This is a genomic window from Streptomyces hainanensis (assembly GCF_004348415.1).
Lineage (GTDB): Bacteria > Actinomycetota > Actinomycetes > Streptomycetales > Streptomycetaceae > Streptomyces > Streptomyces hainanensis.
This window is the reverse complement of sequence record NZ_SMKI01000124.1, coordinates 1-17,083: the sequence shown is the minus strand read 5'-3', so window position 1 is coordinate 17,083 and position 17,083 is coordinate 1. Positions and strand designations below refer to the sequence as shown.

The 17,083-nt window shown below is 75.0% G+C and carries 17 protein-coding genes; 7 read left to right on the top strand and 10 right to left on the bottom strand.

What is annotated here, in order from left to right; translation table 11 throughout:
- The 5 genes from E1283_RS13890 to E1283_RS37240 all read right to left on the bottom strand — a co-directional run.
- On the bottom strand, positions 1 to 124 hold a 124-nt coding region (locus tag E1283_RS13890; RefSeq protein ID WP_132818323.1), incomplete at its 3' end, for a zinc ribbon domain-containing protein.
- 2 nt (positions 125 to 126) lie between these two features.
- Positions 127 to 2,859 (bottom strand): tetratricopeptide repeat protein, encoded by a 2,733-nt coding sequence (locus E1283_RS13885; RefSeq protein ID WP_243744829.1) that lies wholly within the window; start codon positions 2,857 to 2,859, stop codon positions 127 to 129.
- Positions 2,856 to 4,115 carry a hypothetical protein gene (locus E1283_RS13880; RefSeq protein ID WP_132818319.1) on the bottom strand — a complete coding sequence of 420 codons (1,260 nt, stop codon included), beginning with the start codon at positions 4,113 to 4,115 and terminating at the stop codon, positions 2,856 to 2,858. The genes E1283_RS13885 and E1283_RS13880 overlap by 4 nt, the downstream gene beginning before the upstream one ends.
- Before the next feature lie 139 nt (positions 4,116 to 4,254).
- On the bottom strand, positions 4,255 to 5,313 hold the full coding sequence (locus E1283_RS13875) for a glutamate ABC transporter substrate-binding protein (protein ID WP_243744828.1): 1,059 nt from the start codon (positions 5,311 to 5,313) through the stop codon (positions 4,255 to 4,257).
- Positions 5,310 to 6,755, bottom strand: a complete 1,446-nt coding sequence (locus E1283_RS37240; protein ID WP_165956112.1) for a hypothetical protein — start codon at positions 6,753 to 6,755, stop codon at positions 5,310 to 5,312. The genes E1283_RS13875 and E1283_RS37240 overlap by 4 nt, the downstream gene beginning before the upstream one ends.
- Positions 6,756 to 6,941: 186 nt before the next feature.
- Between E1283_RS37240 and E1283_RS13860 the strand changes: the two genes are divergently transcribed.
- The gene (locus tag E1283_RS13860) at positions 6,942 to 7,502 is read left to right on the top strand and encodes a GNAT family N-acetyltransferase (protein WP_207930392.1); all 561 of its coding nucleotides are present in this window, start codon (positions 6,942 to 6,944) and stop codon (positions 7,500 to 7,502) included.
- Between the two features lie 780 nt (positions 7,503 to 8,282).
- Here the strand turns inward: E1283_RS13860 and E1283_RS13855 are convergent.
- Entirely contained in the window at positions 8,283 to 8,909 is a 627-nt protein-coding gene (locus E1283_RS13855) for a GNAT family N-acetyltransferase (protein WP_132818316.1), read from the bottom strand.
- A gap of 8 nt (positions 8,910 to 8,917) precedes the next feature.
- Positions 8,918 to 10,399, bottom strand: coding sequence for an MFS transporter (locus E1283_RS13850; RefSeq protein ID WP_243744827.1), 1,482 nt, complete (start codon positions 10,397 to 10,399; stop codon positions 8,918 to 8,920).
- Between the two features lie 189 nt (positions 10,400 to 10,588).
- Here E1283_RS13850 and E1283_RS13845 point away from each other — a divergent pair, with 189 nt between their 5' ends.
- On the top strand, positions 10,589 to 11,050 hold the full coding sequence (locus tag E1283_RS13845; RefSeq protein ID WP_132818320.1) for a MarR family transcriptional regulator: 462 nt from the start codon (positions 10,589 to 10,591) through the stop codon (positions 11,048 to 11,050).
- A 34-nt stretch (positions 11,051 to 11,084) separates the two neighbouring features.
- On the opposite strand, the gene E1283_RS13840 is transcribed toward E1283_RS13845, so the two are convergent.
- Positions 11,085 to 11,993, bottom strand: coding sequence for a mechanosensitive ion channel family protein (locus tag E1283_RS13840; RefSeq protein WP_132818315.1), 909 nt, complete (start codon positions 11,991 to 11,993; stop codon positions 11,085 to 11,087).
- A 192-nt stretch (positions 11,994 to 12,185) separates the two neighbouring features.
- On the opposite strand from E1283_RS13840, the gene E1283_RS13835 reads away from it, so the two are divergent.
- From E1283_RS13835 to E1283_RS13815, 5 genes are all read left to right on the top strand, one after another.
- Positions 12,186 to 12,878, top strand: coding sequence for a TetR/AcrR family transcriptional regulator (locus E1283_RS13835; RefSeq protein WP_132818314.1), 693 nt, complete (start codon positions 12,186 to 12,188; stop codon positions 12,876 to 12,878).
- Positions 12,879 to 13,055: 177 nt separating this feature from the next.
- A complete protein-coding gene (locus E1283_RS13830) occupies positions 13,056 to 13,592 on the top strand; it encodes an HNH endonuclease (RefSeq protein WP_132818313.1) in 537 nt (178 codons plus the stop codon).
- Between the two features lie 335 nt (positions 13,593 to 13,927).
- Positions 13,928 to 14,158, top strand: a complete 231-nt coding sequence (locus E1283_RS13825; RefSeq protein ID WP_132818312.1) for a hypothetical protein — start codon at positions 13,928 to 13,930, stop codon at positions 14,156 to 14,158.
- Positions 14,158 to 16,212 (top strand): 4-alpha-glucanotransferase, encoded by a 2,055-nt coding sequence (gene malQ / locus E1283_RS13820; RefSeq protein ID WP_132818311.1) that lies wholly within the window; start codon positions 14,158 to 14,160, stop codon positions 16,210 to 16,212. The genes E1283_RS13825 and malQ overlap by 1 nt, the downstream gene beginning before the upstream one ends.
- 39 nt (positions 16,213 to 16,251) lie before the next feature.
- Positions 16,252 to 16,482, top strand: a complete 231-nt coding sequence (locus E1283_RS13815; protein WP_481906694.1) for a hypothetical protein — start codon at positions 16,252 to 16,254, stop codon at positions 16,480 to 16,482.
- 72 nt (positions 16,483 to 16,554) lie between these two features.
- On the opposite strand, the gene E1283_RS13810 is transcribed toward E1283_RS13815, so the two are convergent.
- Positions 16,555 to 16,818 (bottom strand): type II toxin-antitoxin system VapC family toxin, encoded by a 264-nt coding sequence (locus E1283_RS13810; protein WP_243744825.1) that lies wholly within the window; start codon positions 16,816 to 16,818, stop codon positions 16,555 to 16,557.
- A 59-nt stretch (positions 16,819 to 16,877) separates the two neighbouring features.
- The coding region (locus E1283_RS13805) for a hypothetical protein (protein ID WP_207930391.1) at positions 16,878 to 17,083 on the bottom strand (206 nt) is incomplete at its 5' end.

The window sequence follows — 17,083 nt, the reverse complement described above, 5'->3', positions numbered from 1 at the left end:
GCGCGGGGGCGGGGGCGCGTCCGACCGTTTGCAGGTCTGTGCCACAGACGCCGCAGAAGCGGTCGTCGTCCTCCAGCGGCTCACCGCAGCCGGGGCAGGCGGAGAGTTGGTCGAGCCTCGGCATTGTCACACCCATGTCCTCGGGCGGAAGCGGTTGGCCGCCTCCACCAGTTCAATGCGTTCACTTCGGGTCGGCGCCAGCCTGGCCAACCGCCGGTAGGAGCGTTCGAGGCCCAACCGGACCCCGGTCTCGTTCAGCGGCGCGCCGAGCAGTAGTCGTCCCTGGTCTGTTTGCTCTGGGAAAGATCCGATGGTGCAGGAGATTACCCAGTCCAGCGCGGAACCCAGCACCTCGCAGGACAGTTGTTCGGCCAGCCACGGTTCCAGGCCCGCGCCACGGAGTACCGCGAGCTGCTGACCGGCCGCCAGCAGGTCGGGCAGCAGGTCCTGGGTGGCGGGGCGCTGCCGCAGCCGCGCCCGGATCGCGGCCACCCGGGCCGCCGTGTGGTGGGCCGACGTCTCCGGCACCGACTCCAGCGCGGCGACCGCACCGCGCCGGTCGCCGGCGGCCAGCCGCACCCGGGCCAGGCCGAAGCCGGCGCTGACGTGGCCGGGGTCGGTGGTCCACACCAGGTCGTAGTAGTCGGCGGCGTTGTCCAGCTGGCCGAGCACCTCGGCGCACACGGCGAGCGCCAGCTTCGGCGCCAACTCCCCGGGGAACGCGTCGTAGACGGCGTCGAAGGAGAGCGCGGCCGCCTCCCGGTCCCCGGTGACCAGCGCGGTGACGCCCTGGTACCAGACGACCCGCCAGTCGCTGCCCCGACGCTCGGCCAGGCCGGCGGCGGACGCGCGGGCGATGGCCAGCGACCTGGCGTCCCCGACCTCGAGGTAGGCCCGCAGCTCCCGGATCCGGCACTCGACGGAGTCGGTCGGCGCGCCGCGGAGCGCGACCAGCAGGTCGGCGGGCGAGGTGGCCATCAGCCCGGCGAGGAAGCCGGCGTTGGCGTCCCCGGGGTCCACCCGCGGCACCGGCAGCGCGAGCGCCAGCGCCCGCACGTCCGGCCGCACCGTCACGGGGCCGCTCGCCGCGGCGGGCCGGGCGGCCTGGCCCGGCCCGGTGGCCGGCGCCGCCGGCCACCGGGGCCGGAACGGCCACAGCCGGCCGGCGCCGCTCCGCCGGCCCGCCTCCGGCGCGGAGCCGGCACGCGCGCCGGGACCTCCCTCCCGGTGCGGCCCGGCCGGCCACGGGCCGGCACGCTCGGCCCACGCGTCGGCACCTGCCTGCGGTGGGACGGCCTCGGGCTGTCGGGTCTGCTCGGCCGGGTCCGGCGCGACGGCGCCGGCCCGCGGCCTGCGTCGGACACCGAGCAGGGAGACCTCGCCCGCCGTCCGGGGAACCAACTCCGTGTCGATCACGCCGAGTTCGCGCCCGAAGAGCGGGGAGAGCGCCGGCCGCGGCTGGCCGCTGTTGACCGCGACGACCTCCCGGAGGACGCCCGTCAGCTGCTCCGCCATCTCCTGCGCCGAGCCGAACCTGCGCCACGGGTCCGGGTCGGTGGCCCGCACCAGGAACCGGTAGAAGGACTCGTAGCGCTGGAAGACCTCGATGTTCTCCGGCTCCGGCAGGCTGTCCGCGTAGAACGTCGTGTAGCCCTGGAAGTCGAACGTCAGCACGGCCAGCGTGCGGGCCACCGAGTACAGGTCGGAGGCCACCGAAGGGCCGATCTCGGCGACCTCGGGCGCCTGGTAGCCGACCGTGCCGTAGATCGCGCTCTCCTGGTCGTCCATCCGCCGGACCGCGCCCATGTCTATGAGCTTCAGCTGGTCGTCCTGCTGGATCGCGTTGTCGACCTTGAAGTCGCAGTAGAGCAGGTTGCGGCTGTGCAGGTAGCCGAGCGCGTCCAGGGCCTCGATGCCGTAGGCGCAGGCCACCCCGACCGGGAGCGGGTCGCGGTGGCCGTCCGGGGCGCGCCGCTCGTTGGCGATCTGCTTGAGCGACTTGCCGCCGACGTACTCCATGACGATGTAGCCGTCCATGCTGCCCGTACGGCGGTCCAGGTGCTCCACGAAGTTGTAGATCCGGACGATGCTGGAGTGCTCGATCTCGGCCAGGAAGCGGCGCTCCGAGATCGCGGCGGCCATCGCGTCCTCGTCGCCCGTGTCGAGCAGGCCCTTGAGCACCACCCAACGGTTCTCCACCGCCGTGTCCATGGCCAGGTAGATCCAGCCGAGGCCGCCGTGCGCCAGACAGCCGACGATGTCGTACTGGTCGCGCACCACGTCGCCCGGCTGGAGCTTGGGCACGAACGAGTACGGGTGGCCGCACCTGGTACAGAAGCCCTCGGTGCGCCCGGGCCGGCCGGCGCGGGGGCGGCCCACCGGCGCGCCGCAGTCGCTGTTGCCGCAGAACCGCTTGCGCTCGGGCACCTCCGGGTGTTCGAGCACCGCCGACAGCGGGTCGGGGCGCGGCACCCCCGGCATGGTCACCAGACCGGCGCCGAGCCGGGAGCGCGCCGGGCCGCTGGTGCTCGACCGCGAGCTGCGCACCGAGACCGGGTCGAGGGCCAGGCCGCCGCTCAGCGAGCGGGAGAGCCGGCCGGGCACCGAGCGGCGCGAGGACCGGGAGCGCGCCGAGCCGCGGGAGTCGGCCGACGAGCTCCGCGAGTCGACGTCGTCGCCGGCCGGGCGCAGCGAGCGGGAGAGCCCGGTGGCGTTCTCGCCGAGCATGCCGAACGGCGAGACCACGGGCGCGAGACCGCAGTCGCCGCAGTACAGCTCGCCGTCGCCGACGTCCTCGTACTCGCCCTGGCAGCCAGGCCGCTGACAGGGCCACACGCGGTCGTCGGGCAGGAGGCTCACGAGTCGCTCCTCGTCATCAGCGCCTCCGCGGCCGCCTCCCGGTAGCGGAGCACGGCGTGTTCGGCCGCGCGCAGATCGCACGGCGCCGTCCACAGCAGCCGGCGCGCCGCATCGTACCGCTCCACGAGCAACGGCTCCTCGGCCTTGCCACACCTGGCCGCCCGCGCCCGGTGGGCGTCGAGCAGGCCGCGCAGCTGGGCCCGCACCGCGAGCGGCACGGTCACCGCGGACAGCGAGTCCCTGGCCCGGTGCAACTCCTCCTCGGCGCGCACCTCGAGGCGTTCGAGCAGCGGCGAGAGCCGGTGCCACTGGGCGCGCCGCCGGTAGTCGGCGGCGGCGGCCAGCTCCTCGTGCAGCAGGCTCGGCGGGCCGCTGACCGCGGGCACCTCGGAGGCCGCGATCTTGGCCAGCACCTCGCCGCGGGCCGTGCGGGCCTCGGCCAGGGTCCGGTCGGCCCTGGACAGCACGTCGCGCAGCCGGATCAGCCGCTCCTCGGCGTCCTTGCGGACCCCGATCACGGCGTCCACCTCGCGCCTGATGTCGTCGAGGGCGCGCGCCGCGCGGTCGTAGCGCGCGGTGTCGGGGCGGCCGCCGCCCGGCGCGCTGCTGCCGCCGGCCGAGATCCAGAACGCCAGCGGGTCGGCGATCACCTCGGCCCGCAGCGCCGTCAGCTCCTCGGTGACGCGCCACAGCTCGTCGCCCGACGGGTGGTCGCCCGGGCGCACGCCGACGGAGTGCGCCAGCGCGGAGAGCCGGCGCAGCTCGGCGGAGAGCAGGTCTATCCGGGCGGGCAGCGCCGACCAGACGGCGTCGGCCGCCGCCACGATGTCCAACACGCCGGCGTAGCCCGCGTTCACCCGCGCCACCAGCTCGGGCCAGCCCACCGGTTCGACCGGCCGCCCGCCCTCGCCCGCCGGGCCCGGCACCTCCAGGTGGGCGCCGTCCAGCAGGGCGCTCAGCCGCCGCAGTTCGTCCTCGCCCGGGTAGCGGCTGCGGGCCCGCAGCTGCCTGGCGGCGTGCAGTGCCTCGGTGCAGGTGTCGAAGTACGTCCACAGCAGCGGGATCAGCCGCTCGGCCCGCGCCCAGCGCTCCCGGGTGGTGCCGGCCAGCTCGGCCCCCTCCAGCAGCCGGCGGCCCGCGTGGTCCTGGAGGGCGAGCAGGGAGGACTCGATCGCCTCGTGCTCGGCCCCGAGACGTGCCAGCGCGCGGTCCACCTCGTCCCGGCTCAACGCCTTCCCGGTGGAATCCGGGGCCATGGCTCTTCCCCCTTGTCCCAAGGTCGCCCGGGGCCTTCGCCTCAAGCTCCGTCTCTCGCCGGCCCGGTGGCCCGCTCGGTCCTGATCCTGCATCCCTTCCCCGTAAGGGGAGCGGGGTACCGCTCGTCACGCCCGCCGCTCACTCGCGGTAGAGCGGTTCCGGCGGCAGTGGGGGTGGGTCGTTCCGCTGGTCGTAGAGATACTCGGCCAGCCACGTGTCGTACGACGCGCGCCAGTCGCTGGTGACGCCGCCGGCACGGTAGTCCTCCAGCACGGCGTTGACCCAGCGCACCAGGTCGGGGTTGTCCTGGTTCATGGCCACGCCGTAGGACTCCATGGTCAGCGGGTCGCCGACCAGCCGCATCGACGGGTCCTGCGCCACGTGCCCGGCGGCCAGCGCGCTGTCCGTCATCAGGGCGTCGGCCAGGCCGAGTTGGATCCGCACCAGGCAGTCGAGGTGGTTGGCCACCCGGACCACCTCGGCGCCGTGGTCCTGCCGGTCGAGGAGCCGCGCCGCGGTCGTGCCGTCGGCGCGGCACAGCCGCTGGCCGGCCACCGAGTCGTCGAAGCCGGTGATCTCCGAGCCGCTGGGCACGAGCAGCTGCTGGCCGGTCTCGAAGTAGGCCGTGGAGAACGCCACCTGGTTCCAGCGCTCGCAGGTGATGGACATGGTGCGCACCACCATGTCGACCTGCCCGGCGCGCACCGCGTCGATCCGTTGGACGGTGGGGATGGCCAGGTAGGTGATCTCGGGGTCGGGGCCGAGCAGGTCCTCGGCGATGGCCTGCACCAGGTCGATGTCGAAGCCGACGATGTCGGTGCTGCCCGGCTCGCGGTAGCCCCACAGGTAGCTGTTGAGGTCGATGCCGACGCGGAGCCGGCCGCGTTCCCGGATGTCCGCCACGGCGTCGCCGACGATCCGGGCGGGGGCCAACGACTCGGCGGCGCTCCGCTGCCCGTCGCAGCGCTCGGGCTCGGCCAACGGGCCGATGCCGCCGCCCGCGTCGTCGGCGGCCCGGGCCTCGGACACGGGGCGCCCGGCGCCGCCCGGGCCGCCGGGTCCCGGCGGGGCGGCGCAGGCCGCGGCGAGCGACAGCAGCAGCGCGGCGGCGGCCGTGGCCAGCGCCGTCGCGCGCCCGCGGGAACCGCGGTCCTCCACCTCGGGCACCTCCACCCCCACCTTCTCCGACGTCGTCACCGGTACTCCGAGAGGCGGCGACCGATGCCGAGCGCCGTGCCGGCGACGCCGAGCGCCCCCAGGCCCACCGCGCCCACCGCCAGCCCGTCGAGCCGGCTCCTGGCCCGGCGGCCGGCCGCCTCGAACTGCTCCTGCTCGTGCGCGACGGCCTCGGCCAGCGACGTGTTGACCCGGTCGAACATCTCCCGGGTGGAGCCGCGGCCGCCGATCACCTGCTCCACGGCGCCGTCGTAGTCGCCCGCCAACTCGCGCTCCCGGCCCGCCGCGTGCCGCGCCGCCCACTCGCGGGTCGCCTCGATGGCCCGCTGGATCGGCGCCTCGCCGTCCGAGTCACCGGCCGCCCGCGCGGCGGCGTCGCCGAGCAGCCCGCCGGGGCTCTCGGGGTCGGGGCCGATCAGCGTCTCGAGACGGGCCTGGAAGCTCTCCTCCGAGGCGTTGTCCGCGCCGCGCGCCACCAGCGTGATGTTCTCGTCGCCCCGGGCGCGCAGCGCCTCCGTCCAGGCGCCGTTGAGGGAGCTGAGCGAACGCGCCGCGCCGCCGTCCGCGTCGTCCAGCGCGGCGCGCGCCAGCCAGTGCGAGCCGCCCAGCCAGAGCAGCAACAGGGTGGCGGTCGCCGTGGCCGCCATCAGGCCGGGGCTCAACAGCCGGTTGGTGCGCAGGTAGTGGCGCCGCTGCGCCCAGGCCAGCACCACCAGGGCCAGGCCACCGGCGGCCAGCGCGAGCCACGGCCAGGCGCGGGCCTCGGTGATGTCGTGCTGGAACCGGTCGGTCTCCAGCTCGTAGAGGTCGGCGGCGGCCACCAGCAGGGTTTGCTGCATCTGTTCGTCGGCGTACCGCAGGTACGCGCCGCCCAGCGGCAAGCCCTGACGGTTGTTGGCGCGGGCCGTCTCCACCAGCCCCGTGTAGACCGGCAGGCCCTCGTTGAGCAGGGTGATGTACGCCTGCGCGGCCGCCGACCCGGAGCTGTCGGCGGCCGCGTCGGCGAGCCGGCCGGCCGCGTTGGCGATGTTCTCCTCGTACCGCTGCCGCACCGCCGGGTCCTCGTCGGCGCCGGCCAGGAAGCCGGTGGCGGCCGCGGTGTTGGCGTCCGCCAGCAGCCGGTAGATCTCGGCGGCGCCGGCGCTCAGCGGCTGACTGCTCTCCAGCACCGTGTCGGCGGCCTGGTACCGGTCGGCGACCTGCCAGGACGTACCCACGCCGAAGAGCACGAGCAGGCCACCGACCACCACGCCGATGATCCGCAGCCGGCCAGGCTCGGTCCTGGTCGCGGCGCGCAGCCGGGCCGCGCCCTCGGACCACGACCTGCGGCGCGGCGGCTCGGACGGCGGTACGGGGGCCGGGGCCGCCGACGCGGCCGCCGATGCCGTCGACGCCGACGCCGCGGACACCGACGACGGGCCGGGCGCGGGCGGTGCCGGCGGAGCGATCGGCGGATGCGTCACGGTTATGGGCCCTCCCCCTCACGAATTCCGGCACGGGCCACGGCGAGAAGTATGCCGCCAGCCCGAGGCAACCAGACAGCCCCTGCCAGGATCTTGTTTCGTGATCGCGATCTTCGGAACCGCTGCGTACTGCCCACAGCTCACGCGCCGGGCGGCCGCGCGGTTCCCGACGGAAGGACGGAACCCGTGACTGACCGACCCGAGTTCGTGTTCCCCGCCACGGTGAGTTTGACCGGACAGGGGTTGCGGCTGCGGCAGTGGACCGAGGCCGACGTACCGGAGCTCCCCGGACTGTTCGACGACGGCGAGGTCGCCCACTGGACGCCGCTCGCCTCCCCGTTCGGCCCGGACGACGCGCGGGAGTACGTGACCAGGGCGAACGAGCGGGCCGCGGACGGCACCAGGATCCAGCTGGCCATCACGACCGACGGCAGCTGGCCGCTGGGCGAGGTCGGCGCCTTCGGCGTCCACACCGGGCCGCCCGGTGTCTCGATCGAGCTGGGCTACGTCGTCGGCCGCGCCCACCGCGGCCACCGGCTCGCGGTCCGCGCGCTGACCCTGCTGACGGAGTACGCGCACGAGGAACTCGGCGCGTACCGGACGGTGCTCAACATCGAACGCGACAACGCCGCCAGCAACGGGGTGGCCCGCTCGGCGGGCTATCAGCTCACCCGCGACCAACCCCTCACCCGCGAACACCGCGGCCGCCTGGCCGAACTCCGCATCTGGCAGCGTCTCGCCGCGTAGCGGCGCATGAAGCGGGGGCGGCGCCGGGGGGCCGCTTCGCGGCCCCGCCGGCCGACGGCCGGCTGAGCCGGCAGGGCGCGGCGCGGCCGCAACCCCTGGCGCCTGCGGCGCTCCGTGGCCCGGCCGGACCCGGGCTTCCGCGCCGGGCGGTGGCCACGTGGCGGCCACGGTCCCCTGTCCGGTGCCGCTTCCCGGCCGGAACTCGGGTCCGGGCGATGCCGGTTGGCCGGACGCGGCTCGGCCCGCGTCGTCGCGGGTGCGGCCACGGTGCGCCGCTTCGCGACCTGGCCGCGTCAGCTCGGGCATCGACCTCGGCGCGCCGGAACCGGCACGCGGCGCAGCCGCCCGGTCCCGCGCCGCTTCGCGGCGCGAGGCAGCCGCGCGTCGGGCATCGCGCCGGCTCCGGCCCTTGTGCCGGTTGGCCGGACGCGGCCCGGCCCACGTCGTCGCGGGCGCGGCCACGGTGCGCCGGAACGGGCCTGCGGCTCGGTGCAGTCGCTCGGTTCCCGCACTGCTCGCGGCCATGCGCTCGGCAGCATGCCGCTTCGCGGCCACCGGCACGCGGCGCAGCCGCCCGGTCCCGCGCCGCCCCGCGGCGCCACCGCTCCGCACAGCCGTGCGGCGACCGGCACGCGGCGCAGCCGCCCGGCCCGCCGGTCGCTCGCCATTGCGCGGCGCAGCCGCGCGGTCCCGTGCCGCTTCGCGGCGCGCAGCCGCCCCGTGTCCGGAGCCGCGCCGCTTCGCGGCGCCCGCGCGCTTCTTCCGGGCCGCCCCGCAGGGTCAGAGGCGGAGGCCCAGGTAGTTCGTGGGGGCGTCGCCGCCCTCGATGAGGGGGGCGAAGCCGAGGCGGTCGTAGAAGGCGCGGGCGCCGGTGTTGGCGGGGCTCATGCCGAGGTGGACGCCGGGCACGCCGCGCGAGCGCAGCGCGTCGAGGAAGGTCGTCATCAGGCGGCGGCCGAGGCCGCGGCCCTGCCCCGGGGGCAGGAGGTCGATGTGCAGGTGGGCCGGGTACTCGGCGGCGATCTCCGGGACCAGCATCAGCTCGACGTGGTGCAGCAGGTTCCGTAGGTCCTCGTCGGGGTCGGCCGGTTCGCCCACGCCCGCGGCGGGGGCGGGGAAGCGGTCGGCGACGGTCGGCAGCCACCGCTCCCGGAAGTCCGCGTAGTAGCGGACGCTGTCGGCCGTGCCCACGATGTAGCCCAGCACCCCGTCGCCGTCGTCGGCGACGAACACCAGCTCCGGCTCCAACGCCGCGTAGGGCTCGGCGAAGATGGTCGGCAGGATCGCCGGCTCCCGGAAGCGCCCGGTGGCGTCGCCGCCCTGGAAGCCGGTGCGTATGCAGATCTCGTGGAGCGCCTCGCGGTCGGCTGGCCGGTAACCGCGGATGGTGACGGGGGTGGTGGTCATGGGGACGATCATTCCCCCGATGCCCGGGCGTCAGCCACCACCGCCGGCAGCCGGTCGGCGGCCGGCCCGGCGGACGCCTCGTCCGTCCTGGGGCCGCGGCCGGGGATGGCCAGCACCACCAGTGCCGCCAGCAGCGCGGCCCCGGCGCCGAAGGCGAAGGTGGTGTGGAAGCCGGTCTCGGACGGCAGGGTGACGGTGCCGGCGGGCGTGACGAGCGCGGTGGTCTGGTGGGCGAGCACCACGCCGACGACCGCGCTCGACGTGGACGTGCCGATGGACCGCATCAGGGTGTTGAGCCCGTTGGCGACCGCCGTCTCGGAGCGCGGGACCGCGCCCATGATGAGCGCCGGCATGGCGGCGTAGGCCAGCGCGACGCCGGCGCTGACGACGGAGGTGAAGAGCAGCACGCCCCAGGCCGAGCCGGTCAGGGCGAACGCCATCAGGTAGCCGACGGCCATCACCAGGGTGCCGGCGAGCAGTGAGACCTTGGGGCCCCGGGCGGCCGAGAGCCGGGCCGAGAGCGGCGAGACGAACATCATCACCAGGCCGGTGGGGGCCAGCCACAGGCCCGCCGCCACCATGGACAGGCCGAGGCCGAAACCGGTCTCCTCCGGCAGCTGGAGCAGCTGGACCGGCACGAGCATCATGGCGAACATGGCGAGGCCGACCATGACGGTGGCGAGGTTGGTGACGAGCACCTGGCGGCGTGCCGTCGCCCGCAGGTCGACCAGCGGGGACGGGGTCCGCAGCTCCCAGACGCCCCACAGCACGAGCAGCACCACGGACGCGGCGAACAGGCCGAGCGTGGACGCGCTGCCCCACCCCCAGTCGCCGCCCTTGGAGACGGGGAGCAGCAGGGCGACCAGGCCGGCCGAGAGGCCGACGGCGCCGACGACGTCGAACCGGCCGCCCACCCGGGTCTCGGACTCCGGCACCAGGAACACGACGAGCACCGTGACCAGCGCGCCGAGCGCCGCCGAGCCCCAGAACAGCACGTGCCAGTCGGCGGTCTGCGCCACCGCGGCGGCGGCTGGCAGGCCGAGCGCGCCGCCGATTCCCAGCGAGGCGCTCATCAGCGCGATCGAGGCGCCGAGCCGCTCGGCCGGCAGCACGTCCCGCATCACGCTGATGCCGAGCGGGATGATGCCCATGCTGGCGCCCTGGAGGGCCCGGCCGGCGAGCATCGGGACGAGGGTGTCGGCGAGCGCGGCGACCACCGAGCCGGCGATCAGCAGGCCGAGGCTGAGCAGCAGCATCCGCCGCTTGCCGTACAGGTCGCCGAGGCGGCCGACGACGGGGGTGGCCACGGCGGCGGCGAGCAGGGTGGCGGTGATCGCCCAGGAGGCGTTGGCCGCCGAGGTGTGGAGGAGCGTGGGCAGTTCGGGTATGAGCGGCACGATGAGCGCCTGCATCAGCGAGGCGGTGATACCGGCGCCCGACAGCACGGCGACGACGACTCCGGCGCGCGGCGCGGGCGAGGGGGTACTCAATGGGGTCTCCGCTCCAAGGGCTCAGGACGAGAACCGCACACGACGCGGCTATGTGCATGATGCACACCGTATGTAGAGTACATATGCGAGAGGCTGCGCCAACCCGGCCTGGCGAGTGGTGAGGAGGCGTCGGAAGTGCGGGCAGAGCGCGAAAGGCGCACGGAGATCGAGGACATCGAGCGGGAACTGATGCTGCTGCGCCGGCACGCGACGATGGGGACTTTCCGGAAGTTTTACTCGGGCGACCGCCTGGAGCGCAGCGCGTACATCGTGCTGAGCCGGATCGAGAGCGAGGGCCCGATGTCCATCGGGGAACTGGCCGACGCCTTCTGCCTCGACACCTCGACCCTCAACCGGCAGACCGCCGCCATGCTGCGCACCCGGCTGCTGGAGCGCATCCCCGACCCGGAGGGCGGCGTGGCCCGCAAGCTCCGGATCACCGCCGAGGGCGAGCGCCGGCTGCGGGGCGACCGGGAGGCCATGCTCGACTGCCTCGGCGCCACCCTGGAGGGGTGGACGCGGGAGGAGCTGGCCGCGTTCGCGGCCGCGCTGGTCCGCTACAACACCACCGTGGAGCGCGCCGAGGACCGCCCCTGGCCGCGCCCGGACGCCGCCGAGGCGCCGGAGGCGTCGCGGGGCCGGCCGGCCTGACCCGCCGCCCCGCCGCGCGTCCGGCGCGCGTCGTTCACTCCGCCGCGGCCGGCTCGGCCGGGGCGCCGGGACCGCGCGGCCCACCCTGGGCGCCGAGCGGCAGCGGAACGGGCTCGCTGTTGACGAGGCCCGCGGCGTCCAGCGCCCGCTTCAGACGCCACCGCAGCTCCCGCTCCACGTCCGTCGCCCGACCCGGCTGCGTCTTCGCGGTGACCTTGACCAGCATCGACTCGGCCGAGACCGACTCGACCCCGAGATACTCCACGGGCTCCCACAGCAGTTCGTGCCACGGCTCGGCGCGGGACAGCCCGACGCCCACCTCGGCGATCAGCTTCCGCAGCCCCTCGACGTCCGCGTCCGCCGGCACCTCGACGTCCACCAGCGCCGTCGACCAGCCCTGGCTCAGGTTGCCCACCCGCTTGATCTCGCCGTTCCGCACGTACCAGACCTCGCCCGACGCGCCGCGCAGCGTCGTCACCCGCAGGCCGATCTCCAGCACGGTGCCGGTGGCCTCGCCCACGTCGATGGAGTCGCCGACCCCGTACTGGTCCTCCAGCAGCATGAACATCCCGCTGAGCACGTCCTGCACCAGGCTGCGCGCCCCGAAGCCGATGGCCACGCCGGCGACACCGGCGCTGGCCATCAGCGGGCCGAGCTGCACGCCGAGCTCGGAGAGCACCATCAGCCCCGCGGTGCCCAGGATCAGCATCGAGGCGGCGCTGCGCAGCACCGAGCCGATCGCCTCGGAGCGCTGCCGGCGCCGCTCGGAGTTCTGCCGCAGCGCGCCGCGGCCCAGCCGGCGGTTCTCCGGGTCCTCGCGGTTGAGCCGGGCGATCAGCCGGGTGACGGCGCGCCGCACGACCCACCGCGTGGTCATCGCGATCGCCATGATCAGCAGGATCCGCAGTCCCGCGGCCAGCCAGCTCTCCCAGTTGTCGCTCATGTCTCGCTCATCCGGTGTCGGGGGGTGGGGGGACGGGCTCCGGCGGGTGCCGGGCACGTCACCGGTCCACGGTAAACAAGGCGGGGACGCGGCGGGAGCACGCGATGAGCTTTGTGTGGCGTGGTCCACGTTCGTCGCGCTTTTCCCGCCACGTGGTCACACGGTGTCAGTGGTCCTGGTTAGCCTGGCCGCATGCAGCACAGCGAGGAAGCCCAGGAGGCCGCTGGGCCGGGGGTGTTGGGCGGTTCGGCCGATGGGTCCGCCGGTGCGTCGGGGGTGGGGCGTCCACCCGTCGAGCGCCGGTTCGGGCCACGGTCGGCGCCGGCCCGGCGGGCCATCCTGGAGGCGGCGCGGGTCCGCTTCGCGGCGGACGGCTACGAGAAGGCCACCATCCGCGCCATAGCGGCCGAGGCCGGCGTCGATCCGGCCATGGTCATGCGGTACTACGGCAGCAAGGCCGGCCTGTTCGCCGTCACGGTGGGCGCGGAGAGCGAGCTGGCCGACCTCTCCCGGGTGCTGCGGGAGGAGATAGGCCGGCACTTCGCCCGGGCCCTGCTCGACCCGTGGGAACGCGGGGTCAACAGCGCCGAGGCCGCGGTGCTGCGCGCCGCGCCGACGCATCCGGAGGCCGCCCGGGCCATCCAGGCCACCTTCGCCGGCCGGTTGGTGCCGGCCCTGCGCGGCGCCTTCCCCGACGAACCGGAGCTCGAGACCCGCGCCGGGCTCGTGATGACGCAGAGCCTGGGCGCCGCCCTGCTCCGCTACGTGCTGTGTGTGGAGCCGGTCGCCTCCATGGACTACGAAACGCTCGTCGAGTCCGTCGGTGCCGCCATCCAACTCCACCTCACCGCCCCGCTCCCCGGTGGTGCGGAGGCGAGCGGCTGAGGCACCCCCCGACCGTCCCCGACCACCGGAAGAAGGGGGAACGGTGGGGCGCATGTGGCAAACGACACAATCGGCTCATTTCCCGATCGTGGTGGCGCTACCGGCAGTACACGAGACACACTGAGGGAGATCGTCCCGGCGCGAGCCACGTGCCGCCGACGGAAACGGAGGGCGTCCGTGCCACACGTTTTGGTCCTCAACGCGTCGTACGAACCACTCGGCGTCGTGTCAGTCCGCCGCGCACTCATCCTGCTCCTCAACGACAAGGCCGTCAGCCTGGAGTCCACAGGCGCCCTCATGCGCAGCGCCACCCACGCCATCCCCGCGCCCAGCGTGGTGCGGCTCAAACGGTTCGTCCGCGTTCCCTACCGCAGCGCCGTCCCCCTCACCAGGCGGGCCCTGTTCGCCCGTGACGGCGGCCGCTGTGCCTACTGCGGGGGCGTCGCCACCAGCGTCGACCACGTCATCCCGCGCAGCCGCGGCGGCCAGCACGCCTGGGACAACGTGGTGGCCGCCTGCCGCAGCTGCAACCACATCAAGGCCGACCGGCAGGTGGCCGAGCTCGGCTGGCGGCTACGCCATCAGCCAGGACCGCCGTCGGGCCTGGCCTGGCGCATCATCGGAACCGGCCACCGCGACCCGCGGTGGCTGCCGTATCTCCAGCCCTATGGCGCGGACGACGCGCTGGCCAGGATCGAGGGCAGATCGGCGTAGCCCGGCCGCGGGGCCGCTACCGCGGCAGATGACGCGACCCGGCCGCTGCCGCGGTGGCCGCCGGGACCGGGTCGGTACCGACGTGGCTGTGCCACCTTCGCCGCCGGCCGGGGCTTCGCCGGCGGCAAGGTCGCACGATCCCCGGCCGCGGCGAGCCGCTCATCGGCCCGCCGCCGCAAAAACAGGCGGCGCCGGCCGCCGCCGGCGGCAGAATTTCCGCCGCACACGGCGTGAGCTGTCTCGCTTTCCTGTCGCGGGAACGGGTGCGGTGGCGTTCACTGGGTAGGGCAAGCAGCGCGCACCCGCGTACGCCGCCCTCGCGAACGGAGAACGCCGTGGCTGGAGCCGCCGCCCAGATCGAGCCCTACCATCCCCTCTGCCCGCTCCACGAGGAACGGCCGGCACTGATCCCGATGCCGGCCGACGCCGCCGACGCGGCGGACGCCACCGCCCTCCACGAGCTCCCCCTCACCAGCGAGCCGCCGCTCGGCCAGCTGGTGCCGCTGACCGCCGAGCAGCCCCTGACCCTCGACCCGCCGCTGACCTCGGAGCCGAGCGGGGTCTGATGGAGAAGCCGACACGGCTCAGCCGGCTCGCCGCGGCCCACGGCGTCGCCACGGCCTACGAGCCCGTGATCGGCGAACCGGTCCGGGTGGCGCGGGAGACGGTGGTCGCCGTCCTCGCCGCCCTCGGCGTCCACCCCGAGGCCGACGAGCTTCCCGGCGACCCCGACGACCTGGACCACGGCCCCCTGCTGCCGCCCACCCTCGTGCTGCGGGACGGCGAGGCCCCGCCGCCGCTCCCGGAGGGCACCGCGCTGCGGCTGCGCACCGAGGACGGCGTCAGCCTCCCGATCCCCACCGGGCCGACCGCGCTGCCGCTCGGCTACCACACGCTGAGCGCCACCGCCCCCGACGGCCGCACCGCCGAGTCCACCCTGATCGTCGTCCCGCCCCGGCTGCCGGCACCGCCCGGCCGCGGCCACGGCCTGCTGGTCCAGCTCTACTCGTTGCTCTCCGAGCGCTCCTGGGGCATGGGCGACCTGGTGGACCTCGCCGACCTCGCCAGCTGGGCAGGACACGAGTACGGCGCCGACTTCGTCCAGCTCAACCCGCTGCACGCCGCCGTCCCCGGCGGTCCGGACCACCCCACGGACCCCTCGCCCTACCGGCCGGCCACCCGCCGCTACCCCGACCCCGTCCACCTGCGGATCGAGGACGTCCCCGAGTACGCGTACCTGGACGGAGAGGCGCGGCGCGACACCGACCGGCTGCTGGCCCGCGCCGCCGAGCTGCGCGCCGGGGTCCTCGGCGGCGAGGCCCTGATCGACCGCGACGCCATCTGGGCCCTCAAGCACCAGGCCCTGGAGATCCTCCACGGCGTCCCCCGCGGCCCCGGCCGGCACGCCGCCTACCACGCCTACCTGGCGTCGCAGGGCCGGGCACTCGAAGAGCACGCCACCTGGTGCGCGCTCGCCGAACTGCACGGCCCCGACTGGCGCGCCTGGCCCGTCGGGCTGCGCGACCCGCGCTCCCCGGCCACCGCCAGGGCCCGCGAAGAACACCACGACCGCGTCGACTTCCACAGCTGGCTCGCCTGGCTCACCGACACCCAGCTGGCCCGCGCCCAGCGCGCCGCCCGCGCCTCCGGGATGTCCGTCGGCCTGGTCCACGACCTGGCGCTCGGCGTCCACCCGCACGGCTCCGACGCCTGGGCCCAGCAACGGCTGCTCGCCGGCGGCATGTCGGCCGGCGCCCCGCCGGACGCGTTCAACACCCGGGGCCAGGACTGGGGTCTGCCGCCCTGGCGCCCCGACCGGCTCGCCCAACACGGCTACGCGCCCTACCGCGAACTGCTCGCCGGCGTGCTGCGGCACGCGGGCGGCGTGCGGATCGACCACGTCATGAGCCAGTTCCGGCTCTGGTGGATCCCGGAGGGCGCGGGACCGGCCGACGGCACCTACGTCTCCTACGACGCGAACGCCATGCTGGGCGTCGTCGCCCTGGAGGCCCACCGGGCCGGCGCCGTGGTGATCGGCGAGGACCTCGGCACGGTGCCGCCCGGCGTGCGCGAGGAACTGGCCGGGCGCGGCATGGCCGGCACCTCCGTGCTGTGGTTCGAACGCGACTGGTCGCGGCCCGACGCCCCGCCGCTGCCGTCCGACGCGTGGCGCGTCGACTGCCTGGCCACCGCCACCACCCACGACCTGCCGTCCACGGCGGCGCGCCTGACCGCCGACTACGTCCGGCTCCGCGAGACGCTCGGCATCACCGACGACCCGGAGGGCGAACTGCGGACCGCGCTCGACGAGAGCGCCGAGTGGCTGGCCTACTTCGACCGCCTCGGCCTGCTGCCGCCGGACGCCGGCGAACCGGAGCGGATCGCCGCCGTCTACCGCTTCCTCGCCCGCACCCCGGCCCGGATGGTCGGCGTCTGGCTCCCGGACACCACCGGCGACCGCCGCCCGCAGAACGTGCCCGGCACCTACCGCGAATACCCCAACTGGCGCCTGCCGATCGCCGACGCCGAGGGACGCCCGGTCACCCTGGAGGCGCTGGCCACCTCACCCCGCGTCGCGGCGCTGCTCGCGGCGGTCCGCGACGAGATGACGGGGCCGTGAACGGGGTCGACGACCTCGCCCGATACTGTGGCCCCTGTGGTGAACCTGAACAAGACGCGCAACGCGAAGCGCGCGGCGACCGTCGCGGTCGGCACGGTGCTGCTGACGCTGGTGTCCTCCCCCGCTTTCGCCCTGATCCGCGACGACGGCGACGACCCGGGCCCCGGCCTCAGCGTCTTCGAGACGCTGACGCTCTTCGTGCTGGCCCCCATCGTCATCTTCGCCCTGATCACGGGAGCGGTCGTCCTCCTCGGCGATCGCCGGAAGTGATGTGACGCCTGCCGGCGGGCCGAGAAGTCGGCGGCCCCCGCCGGCGGGGCCGTCGTCCTTCGCCCGGTCCGGTCATCGGAGAACGTCGACCGTGGTGCGAGCGACGCCGGACCGTCCGACGCGCCGGTCGCTCGTCACGAGATCGACGCCGAGGGCCTCGGCGAGAGCGACGTACGCCGCGTCGTAGGCCGACAGATTCGCGGACAGCTCCCGCACCCGGGGCCAGAACGGCATGGCCTCGTACCGGCGGATGGTGAGCGCCTGGCATATGGCCAACGCCTCGTCGAGCAGCGTCGGCGCCGCCAGCTCATGAGCGGCGATTCTGGCGCGCACCATGTCTCCACGCCTGCCGGCGTCGGTCAGTCCGTGGACCGGGGCCGAACAGCCGATGACGATCAACGGCGTTCGCGCTCCGCGTCCAGGAATCCGGGAACGTCCGCGTCGGTCAGGTCGAGAGGGGCGGAGCGCTTCATACGCTGGGCGAGTTCGGCGTTGGTCGGGGTCGTCCACCACAGCGGCTCGCGCCGCCCAACGGCACGGAGCAGGGCGCGAGCGCCTTCGCGGGCGTTCGTCGGCATGGCGCGGTAGCGGGGGGTTGGGG

Coding starts and splice junctions, on each gene's coding strand:
- E1283_RS13810 (WP_243744825.1), bottom strand. CDS start 16,818: ATGGTGCGCGCCAGAATCGCCGCTCATGAGCTGGCGGCGCCGACGCTG.
- E1283_RS13855 (WP_132818316.1), bottom strand. CDS start 8,909: ATGACCACCACCCCCGTCACCATCCGCGGTTACCGGCCAGCCGACCGC.
- E1283_RS13840 (WP_132818315.1), bottom strand. CDS start 11,993: ATGAGCGACAACTGGGAGAGCTGGCTGGCCGCGGGACTGCGGATCCTG.
- malQ (WP_132818311.1), top strand. CDS start 14,158: ATGGAGAAGCCGACACGGCTCAGCCGGCTCGCCGCGGCCCACGGCGTC.
- E1283_RS13845 (WP_132818320.1), top strand. CDS start 10,589: ATGCTGCTGCGCCGGCACGCGACGATGGGGACTTTCCGGAAGTTTTAC.
- E1283_RS13880 (WP_132818319.1), bottom strand. CDS start 4,115: ATGGCCCCGGATTCCACCGGGAAGGCGTTGAGCCGGGACGAGGTGGAC.
- E1283_RS13835 (WP_132818314.1), top strand. CDS start 12,186: ATGCAGCACAGCGAGGAAGCCCAGGAGGCCGCTGGGCCGGGGGTGTTG.